Source organism: Microcoleus sp. PH2017_24_DOB_U_A (assembly GCF_020738205.1).
In the GTDB taxonomy this organism is placed as follows: Bacteria; Cyanobacteriota; Cyanobacteriia; order Cyanobacteriales; family Microcoleaceae; genus Microcoleus.
The window spans coordinates 40,575-49,889 of the sequence record NZ_JAEQCT010000110.1; the positions used below are offsets into that span (position 1 = coordinate 40,575).

9 protein-coding genes are annotated in these 9,315 nt (G+C 46.0%); 6 read left to right on the forward strand and 3 right to left on the reverse strand.

The genetic code is table 11. The features are described 5' to 3' along the window. The first annotated feature begins 79 nt into the window (after nt 1–79). Nucleotides 80–1,729, forward strand: coding sequence for a family 10 glycosylhydrolase (locus JGK07_RS27160; protein WP_293206919.1), 1,650 nt, complete (start codon nt 80–82; stop codon nt 1,727–1,729). Nucleotides 1,730–1,835: 106 nt separating this feature from the next. On the opposite strand, the gene JGK07_RS27165 is transcribed toward JGK07_RS27160, so the two are convergent. Beyond that, nucleotides 1,836–2,537, reverse strand: coding sequence for a Uma2 family endonuclease (locus tag JGK07_RS27165; protein WP_293224973.1), 702 nt, complete (start codon nt 2,535–2,537; stop codon nt 1,836–1,838). A gap of 101 nt (nt 2,538–2,638) precedes the next feature. On the opposite strand from JGK07_RS27165, the gene JGK07_RS27170 reads away from it, so the two are divergent. The 3 genes from JGK07_RS27170 (at nt 2,639) to JGK07_RS27180 (ending at nt 5,645) form a co-directional block, all read left to right on the forward strand. Continuing rightward, entirely contained in the window at nt 2,639–3,535 is an 897-nt protein-coding gene (locus JGK07_RS27170) for a polysaccharide deacetylase family protein (protein ID WP_293184166.1), read from the forward strand. A gap of 134 nt (nt 3,536–3,669) precedes the next feature. Next, nucleotides 3,670–4,293: a restriction endonuclease subunit R gene (locus tag JGK07_RS27175; RefSeq protein ID WP_293184168.1), complete on the forward strand. Its 624-nt coding sequence runs from the start codon at nt 3,670–3,672 to the stop codon at nt 4,291–4,293. A 74-nt stretch (nt 4,294–4,367) separates the two neighbouring features. Then, nucleotides 4,368–5,645 (forward strand): bifunctional sterol desaturase/short chain dehydrogenase, encoded by a 1,278-nt coding sequence (locus tag JGK07_RS27180; protein WP_293189835.1) that lies wholly within the window; start codon nt 4,368–4,370, stop codon nt 5,643–5,645. A 190-nt stretch (nt 5,646–5,835) separates the two neighbouring features. On the opposite strand, the gene JGK07_RS27185 is transcribed toward JGK07_RS27180, so the two are convergent. Further along, complete coding sequence (locus JGK07_RS27185) at nt 5,836–6,435, reverse strand: glyoxalase-like domain protein (RefSeq protein WP_293184172.1); 600 nt, start codon at nt 6,433–6,435, stop codon at nt 5,836–5,838. 120 nt (nt 6,436–6,555) lie between these two features. On the opposite strand from JGK07_RS27185, the gene JGK07_RS27190 reads away from it, so the two are divergent. Together JGK07_RS27190 and JGK07_RS27195 are read left to right on the forward strand one after the other, a co-directional pair. Beyond that, nucleotides 6,556–6,960, forward strand: coding sequence for a gamma-glutamylcyclotransferase (locus JGK07_RS27190; RefSeq protein WP_293197506.1), 405 nt, complete (start codon nt 6,556–6,558; stop codon nt 6,958–6,960). A gap of 293 nt (nt 6,961–7,253) precedes the next feature. After that, a complete protein-coding gene (locus tag JGK07_RS27195; protein ID WP_293187195.1) occupies nt 7,254–7,529 on the forward strand; it encodes an SUMF1/EgtB/PvdO family nonheme iron enzyme in 276 nt (91 codons plus the stop codon). Nucleotides 7,530–8,011: 482 nt separating this feature from the next. Here the strand turns inward: JGK07_RS27195 and JGK07_RS27200 are convergent, their stop codons facing one another. Beyond that, complete coding sequence (locus JGK07_RS27200) at nt 8,012–8,587, reverse strand: ATP-binding protein (protein ID WP_293187194.1); 576 nt, start codon at nt 8,585–8,587, stop codon at nt 8,012–8,014. Nucleotides 8,588–9,315: the final 728 nt, after the last annotated feature.

The following is a 9,315-nucleotide window of genomic DNA, read 5'->3' on the forward strand; positions in this document are numbered from 1 at the left end:
TTGTAGCTGTGCGTCTGCGCGATCGCCAAAAATGCGATCGCCACCCAATTTCAACTAAAAAACCAGATTCAATTATCCCATGAAAATTGCACCAACTCGCATCGCCAACTTTCAATCCCAGCGACGCTGTTTAAGTGCGGTAACTGCTGTTTTAACCAGTAGCTTCATCAGCCAGCTTGTTTTGCCATTTATCGAAAATCAACCAGCTTTTGCCGAAACATCAGCCTATTGTCAATTATCCAAAGAGCAAGTCAATCAAAAAGAAGACTTGCGCCGCGCCGCCCTGTCAGGAAAACCGGAATCCCAGCAAGCATATTTTGCCGTCTTGAGCAAACACGCACGGGAAATCGCAGAATGCCGCCAAAAAACTTGGCCCGAAACCCAAGCAGTTTGGTTGCGTTTATATCCCTGCGATGTCAGGCCCGGAGAGATCGATCGCGTATTAGACAAAGTTGTCAACAAAGGCTACAATCAAGTCTACGTCGAAGTGTTTTACGACGGTCAAGTGCTCCTCCCAGCCGCAGATAATCCAACTGCTTGGCCTTCGGTTTTGCGAAATCGCGGCTACGAAAAGTATGATTTGTTGGAAAAGGCGATCGCCAAAGGCAAACAGCGAGGATTAAAAGTATACGCCTGGTTATTTACCATGAACTTTGGCTATACCTATGCTCAGCGTTCCGACAGACAGCAAACCCTCGCCCTCAACGGCAAAAATCAGACAAGTTTAACAGTAATTCAAGACGCAGGTTTAGACGACCAAACCGGAGAAAGTCATGCCACCCACGCCTTTGTCGATCCCTACAATCCGCAAGCAAAGCAAGACTATAGTTTGTTAGTAAATCAAATAGTCAAGCGCAGGCCACAAGGAATGTTATTCGACTACATTCGTTATGTGCGGGGCGTCGGGCCTGCCTCAGTTGCTACCAAAGTTCAAGACTTGTGGATTTACGGTTCAGCATCGCAGCAAATGCTTTTGCAGCGGGCTAACAATCAGCAAGGACGAGACTTAATTCAGCGATATTTGACTAAAGGATTTATCAATACTAATGACGTTCAAGCCGTAGTCAAACAGTATCCAACCGAGCAAGAACCTCTTTGGCAGGGGCGAATTCCGCGAGCCATTCCAGTAGCAACTCCAGCTTCTAGAAGGGGAAATGCCACATCAAAAGCAGCTTCAATAACTCCCGCTACCAAATCGCCAAACCCTGCAACTCCCACACCAAAACCGACACCAACACGGCCGCTTCCCGATACCGGCATTCTGCAAAAAGACCTCTGGCAACTAAGCGTTGCTCACGCAGTTCAAGGAATTTTAGATTTTTTTGGGATGGCGACTCAACCAGCTCAAAGAATGGGGATTCCTGTAGGAGCGGTGTTTTTTCCTAATGGAAATGAAAAGATAAATCAAGGGGGATTTGATTCGAGATTGCAGCCTTGGGACAGGTTTCCGGCTGGGGTGGAATTCCACGCGATGTCTTACGGCAATTGTGGGAATGTAAGCTGTATTGTGCCGCAGGTGCAGCGGACGTTGAGTTTAGCGCCTCCGGGAGCAAAAATCATTCCTGCTATTGCCGGAGATTGGGGAAAATCTCTAAAAAATCGTCCGTCTTTGGAGATTCAAATGCGGGCAATTCGTGCTGCAACGCCCCAAATTAATGCGGTGAGCCATTTTTCTTTTGGCTGGCAAGAACCGGAGGATGAAAGGGCACGGCAAACTTGTCGGTTTTAGGAAATAATATCAAATGGGGGTTGATTATCGGCTTGATTGCTCGGCGGTTGAAACCGCGACTCTACAAACGAAGTCTGCCTCCGCAGACTAAGAGATTGAGGGATATTTAAGCAGGATTTGGGAATGTGGCTAACTGTTGGACAAACTCTTGATGTGCGTCACTGTTTAATCCGGCTTGAAGAGTTGCCATCGCACTTGGCATATCCCCGTCCAAGAGTGCTGAAACTGCCAGCCACAACCCCGGAAAAACGTGGCTGCGGATAATTCCTGCTGCATCTGGGAGCAGAGAAATATATTCTTCTTCCTGCAATGAAAACCAATCAATCCGGCGATTCATTACTTGCCAAACCAGATATTCTTTGACTCCATTGCGGCGGTAAACTCGCTTTTTGTCGCGCAGATCGATCGTAGCGGTACTTGCAGAAATTTCGGCAACAAATTCGGGTGCGCCTTCGATATATCCGTCATCGCTAAGGCAAGTTTGGCCGCCGCGTTGAGCATCAATTAGCAGTACAGCATCGGGTTGGGGTTCGTTATCTACATCGAGGCGCACAGTGGGATTATCGCCCAGACGCACGCCTGGAGTAGCAATTTTGTAAGTCCACAGCCAGCCCATTAAATCGGCATGGGGTTCGGCGTGGGGTTCAAAGCGTAAGGGTGAAGCCATATAAACAATTCCTTCAATCAATTCTGCTTTTTTGAGTGCTGGCATGGCTGTGTAGCGCCGCTCGAATTCGGCACGGGTAAGCAAATCGCCATTTTCCAAAGGGGGGATCGTAATGCGGCTGAGATTTGCCGGAGCAATCATGGCTTTTCTCCTATTATGATGTGTCGGTATCTTAGATTTTAACTAATTTTAGGTAAAGCTGTAAGCGATAATTAGAGCGTCGATCGCAAATAGTACAGTCAATGAATACCAGATTTACTAAGAAATTGTGGTTTAAAATCGCTATAATTATCAGTTTTATCTCTGTAATTTTGCTATTTCCCGATCGCCTAAAAACTGCGAATTCAAATTCGTTAGCCCAAATCCCCCCTTTTGGCAATCCCCCGCCCAACCTCCTCAAACCGCCCAAACCCCAAATACTTCCTTCTCCCGCCGCAACTCCGTCTCCGAAACCTGTCGTAGAACCTTTAGTATTCGCACCACCGGCGCAATTTCGCGGACAAATTGTTTACCAAGCAAGTATCAGCGACTCAAAAGTTATTGCCCTGACTTTTGATGATGGCCCAACTGCGGAAACTTTGAAAATATTAAAAATATTGCAGAAACATAACGCGGTAGCTACGTTTTTCTGCTTGGGTGCAAATTTGCGAGAGTATCCCGAAATTGCCAAACAAGTAGTAAAGGCCGGAAATGCGATCGGCAATCATACTTGGCATCACTTTTATCACAATGTCACGGAAAAAATAGCATCGGATGAAATTGATAATACAGGAGTGCACATTTATCGATCGACTGGGGCGAAAAGTTTGTTGTTTCGTCCTCCCGGTGGGCGCTTAAATAACGGTTTTGCGGATTACGCCAAAAAGAAAAATTATGTGGTGGTGATGTGGTCGATCGATCCTAAGGACTTTTCGCAACCTCCGGCGGCTGCTATAGCCCGTACTGTGCTGTCTCAAGCGACATCAGGGGCGATCGTATTGTTGCATGACGGTGGTGGCGATCGCCAGCAAACAGTCGAGGCCGTATCTGCAATTATTCCCAAACTCAAACAGCAGGGATACCGTTTTGTCACCGTACCGCAATTACTGGAAATGCAAGCAGCCCAAAAACAGGAAAAGGGCGATCGCAAATCCCAATAAACACACCTTGTATCTCATCTGCGTACCCTTCGGGAAGGCTTCGCCTACATCCGCGTTAATCTGCCTTTATCTGCGGTTCAAAATCCCGATCGTGCTAAACTTATGAATAACCATAAAAACTTTTATCAATCATCATGCAAAAACTACAAGCAAGAGATATCAACCTCCGCTATTTAATCGACAACTTCGGTTTACAGCGAGTGCGGAATCAAGAGTTTTTCCGAGAATGGCAAGAAAACTTGCCCGAAGTAACAGACTCGGAGAAACAATTGCTCGATCGCGTTCAAGACATATACTTTAACTTAGTAGACACCCCGCCTGTGTTGGAGAATGCAGTCAAGCTAACAATCATCAGCCCGATTTTGTTTATTGCCGGTCTCTTTGAGTCTCCTTTTCAAGTCAAAGCCGAAAAGTCGATCGCCATTCAAGAAGAAGACGAAGGCAGAATCATCGAAGGTAGAATAGATATCTTAATTATGAAAGCAAACCTATGGGTGACAGTAATTGAATCCAAACAACTTGCTTTCTCAACAGACGAAGCACTTTCCCAACTCCTGACATATATGCTGGCAGATCCGAATCCAGAAACTCCTACTTTTGGGATGATTTCCACAGGTGCTAACTTCTCTTTTGTCAAGTTAGTCAGAGGCGAAACTTTGCAGTATGCCCGATCGCCTGAATTTGTTGTTTCCAATCCCGGCAATGAATTGTACCGCGTTTTGCAGATTTTAAAACGCCTGAGTCAATTGCCAGACTAGCGAGAAAAGCCATTTTGAGCTATCTTTCAAAGCAGACAATCATCTAATATCTCAAATTTCAAACTGGTGCGAGCATGGTAAATTACTGGATAGTCGGCGCTGTAGCAATAGCTTCTGTCTTTTGGGCAGAAATCATCCGAGACTTTTATCACGTCGCGTCTCATTATGTGCCGCCACTGCAAAAGCTGCACAATTGGCATCACCGGGTTTTTCGCCCGAATTTGACGCCCGTCAGCGAGACAATTTACAAGCAAGCGCACTGGCGTCACGATGTGCCCGAAGCTGCGGCGATGATGGTTTTGGGCTTGTTGCTGTGGGTTTTAGCTTATTTTGCGTTGCCGCAATATCACTGGGGCGCAGCAGCGGGTTGTATTTATACTTTAAGCTTTTTGTTGAGTGCGATCGCCCGCGCGATCGGAATCAAAGGCGCAGACGAGTTAACCGACATCACCCACCAACCGGGAAACTTCCAAACTATCCCCGGTAAATGGTTTGTGAATAAACCTTACCACTGGAAGCATCATTTCGACAATCAAAATGCTTACTATTGCGGTACTTTCACCTTAATAGATAAACTTATGGGTACAGCACTTTCTCTCAAAGGCAAAACTGTCGCCGTCACCGGCGCATCAGGAACATTGGGGCGTTTGCTTCTGAAACACCTGCACAAAGCTGGTGCAAAAGTTATCGCCCTCTCCTCTGGAAATGAGGAAATTACTGTGAATGTAGACGGCGAGATTTTGCCTGTAAAAACCGTAACTTGGCAGGCTGGCGAAGAGGCTGATTTAGCTAAATTGTTAGAAAAAATTGATATTCTCGTCATCAATCACGGGATTAATTTACAGAAAGAAAGAACCGGAGAGGCGATCGCAAATTCCTACGAAATTAACACTTTTTCGGCATGGCGGCTGATGGAACTGTTTTTCTTAACAGTTCGCACTAATGAAAATATAGCTTGCAAAGAAGTTTGGATCAACACTTCCGAAGCCGAAGTGATTCCCGCTGTCAGTCCCCTGTACGAACTCAGCAAGCGTGCCCTGGGAGATTTAGTCACTCTGCGACGGCTGGATGCGCCCTGTATCGTCCGCAAACTGATTTTAGGGCCGTTCAAAAGCAACTTAAACCCGATCGGCATTATGTCTCCTGACTGGGTAGCGCAGCAAATTGTCAAACAAGCTAAAGCCGATGTCCGTAACATCATCGTGACGATTAATCCTTTGACTTTGATCGTTTTCCCAGTTAAAGAATTCTTTGTTTCTTCGTATTTCCAACTCTTCAGCCGCAAGACAGTTGCAGAGATTAAAGCAGCGGCGACAGCGGAAAAATCCAATGTTGAAGCTAAGATTAATTGACAAAGCATAAACGCAGAAAACCGGGCGGTTGGAAACCGCGGCTACACAGACACTCACGCCCCTCCGCGGGTTGAAGACAGGCCGTTAAATTTACGTTATTATCTTCAGTCCGCGGAGGCGGACATCGTTTGTATAGACGCGGTTTCAACCGCCGAGTTTCAACCGCCGAGTTTCAACCGCCTACTCCGATCTAATTACTAACCTCAGCCATTTCAATCACGCGCCCATCATAATCCTTAACCAAAAAATTAAGCGGCTTTTCCCGGCGAATTTTATAACTAATCCCGCGAGTTTGTACTCTCATTAATAGCTGATCCAAACAATCGCGATCGAAACAAACATGACGTTCGCGATTTTTTTCGCCTGCGCCAGCCCCGCTAATAATGTGCAGTTGAGTATTTTTCATCAACTGATACCACAAACCCTCGGGACTCCCCATCGTTTGAGAGCTCGTTCCCCTCCCGACATTGGGCGACAAATACAGGGGGTCGATACCCGTTGTCCCCAAGGTTTGTTCGTAATTGTAGTAGTAATGCAGTGGCACTTCTGCTACAGGGAGGCTTAGCATACCTTCATAGAACTCCCTCGCCTGTGCGAGATCCGATACCATCACCGTGTGTACCTTCGGAGCACTGGTGAGAAACATCCACATCGCCCCCGCATAGGCGGCTAGCAGCATCACCATGATCCCTTGAGTGGAAAACAAGCCGTCTAGGGGTAAGTCGGGCAAAAAAGAGCTCAGGTACAAGGGCTGAAGTCCAAAAGCAATAAAACTAACTGCTAGAGTCATGAATTATAAGAAAGGGTAAACAACGAAATTTATCAAGATTGCGGTCGCGATCGCCCGCGAGACTTAAACTATTAGCTTAGGCATCTAATATAGCAAAAACTAGCGATTAGGCCCTACCCGATGAAAGTCTTTGTCTACGGCACTCTCAAACCGGGGGAGTGCAACTATCTGCGCTACTGCGAGGGAAAGGTTGTGGATGCTTTGCCCGCGATCGCCCGCGGCCAACTTTTTGCACTGCCGATCGGCTATCCTGCGATGGTGGCCGGAGAGGGCACTGTCTATGGTTTTCTGCTGTGTTTCGCAAATTCCGCTATTTTGGACGATTTAGACAGACTGGAAGACTATCACCCGCAGCGGGAACCGACGGAAAACGAATATCAGCGGCAGGAAATCGAAATTTGCGATCGACACCTCAAACCCTTAGGCACAGCTTGGACATACTGCATGGTACCCGATCGCGTTCGTACCCTAGGAGGCATCTGGCTGCCCGATGGGACGTGGGAAAATCGGTTTTTGACAAAATAAGATCGGACGGCGGTTTTCTTCAACTTCAACCCGCTTGCAGTGGGTTTTGTTTGTATCGACGCGGTTTCAACCGCCGGGTTTTCTTCAACTTCAACCCGCTTGGAATGGGTTTTGTTTGTATCGACGCGGTTTCAACCGCCCAGTTTTCCGATCGCGAATTGCGATCGAACCTGTAACCATAATCCCGAACACATCGCTCGATCGCTTCTAACGACCAGCTTGAGTGCTATGTTGAGGTAGTACAGGCTGGAAATATTTAACGATCGACAGATAATTGCGGCGCTCAGAATTGTATGTATATAGCCTTTCTCAGAAAGATGAGGTATGCCAAGATATGCTGGAACTCCTACAGTGTAAAGCTTTTCATTTCAAGACACGATCGTCCTTATCAAAACAGTATTGATTTATTGGTCAATACCAATGAGGATTACCAAGCTCGAATGCTGCGCGGGGGTTCGTGGTTCCTCAGTCCGTGGCTCTGCCGCTCTGCTTTTCGCTACTACGATGCGCCGGACATCGACTTTAACGTCCTCGGTTTTCGGGTTGTGTATATAGCTGCGTGGACTTAAATAAAAATGTACCGCTAATTCGTAGTAGGATGTTGATGTAAATCATGGCAAAGAGAGGGCGAGTTTATGAGATTGTTTGTGGGTTTGATGGATGTCTGCGAACCCATCTCTGCAATTTAGTAATTGCGAATTTAATCAAATTTGTACCGACATATATTTATAAGACAATGTTTATTCACAGATACACTAATACGCTTGATTTAAGACTATTTTGGACATAAAAAGCTGTGAAAAATAAATACTGCGACTGCTTCGTCCCTCGGACTAAAAATGTCAACTCAACTGTATCGAGCTAGAATTATTCAAACAATGCTGAAGCAGTCTCCCCATTTGCATTAGCAGTCATGACAAAAAACTTTTTTCATGGTAAATTTAGGACTTAGGAATAGACCAAAGAAACCGCGTTTTTTCCTTAATATGCAGGTTAAAAGGCATCTTTTCGTAAAAAACCCGGTTTGTGGTCACCCGTGCGTACAGTCATGTTAGCGAAGGGTAAATCCCAGCTCGTTCCAGGTAAACGGACTTGTTTCTGCCAATTCTCCTTGCAGTTTTGCTTCCAAGTCAAAGGGCTTCCCACAATCCCAAATTTTGATTTCTAGGCGTTCTGGAAATACTGTTATTTCCAACTCGATTGGAGTTGCTAATGGCAGGTCTTTATGAGCATGGCGAACAGCATTTGTAAATCCTTCGATTGTTGCAAGTTTCCATTGGTGAAAAACTGCTTCTGGAATCTGTAGATGCTCTAATTGATCGACCCAAGATAAAACTTTAGCAACCGCCTTGATATCAGAATTACTTGTAAGGCTGATTTTTTGAAGTGGCTGGTTTGAACTGACCTCGGATTCGGTATCTCGTTGTTTTTGAAACCATTTATTTAAAACATCGATCGGTCGCTTAACACCACTAGCTTGAGTGCTGTCTTGGGGCTGATAATGTTTCATCAGGAACAAACAGTTTCGACTGTCATAAGTACGGGTATAGCTTAGCTGATCGGCTATTTTGCCAAGGACTTTTATGCCTATCCCACCCGACGGAATGTCATCCATGTTATCTCTCATTTGGTTGCTATCCTTTGTCATTATTTAATGGGTAATTTTTTAGTTAAAAAAGGAGTGGCTTTCTTTGACTGGAGTGCGAACATCTCGATCCCTGGAAATATAGAGCCAATTTGGCATATACAGGCTTAGCTGTGGGGGACGATCGCACTCAAGCACAAAAAACGAACGGTTTTTACGAAATAGGGATGCTCCCGTTGTAGTCCTTATCATTGTCTCTTGGTTGCTCGCGTCTTGACAAACTCAGTTGGCGATCGCTAAACCGATCGAAAACTGACATTGACAAATAAATAAGTAAATTATACAGTGACGGCCCTCAAAGCCTCGACGACCCTCAAAGCCTCTGAGGAGGGACGAGAAAGGATTAAGCAAGCTAGAAGTGAGAGGGGATGCACTATAGAAGAGCCCTGATGGCTGGTAGAAGCGAGTCAAGAGTTAGAGCGCGATCGCCCTTGGACAGAGGTCGGGCCCTATGCCGATCGCCTCTGGCTCCCTACTTAGGGGCGTTGGCGATCGAGTTTAATTGCGATCGATCGCCCTCCCGTTCACCTTTACACTTGAGACCCAGTAGAAATGATATAATAGCCAAAAGTTTTTATAACAGTTCGCTATCCGCTAAACACTGGACAAAGGTGGACGAGATAGCCAGTCTAAGTCTTTAACTAGGCTACGTTAGTAAGGTCACGACACCTACGAGTGCTTTCCAGCTTGTAGCTATGTCGCCGGAGATT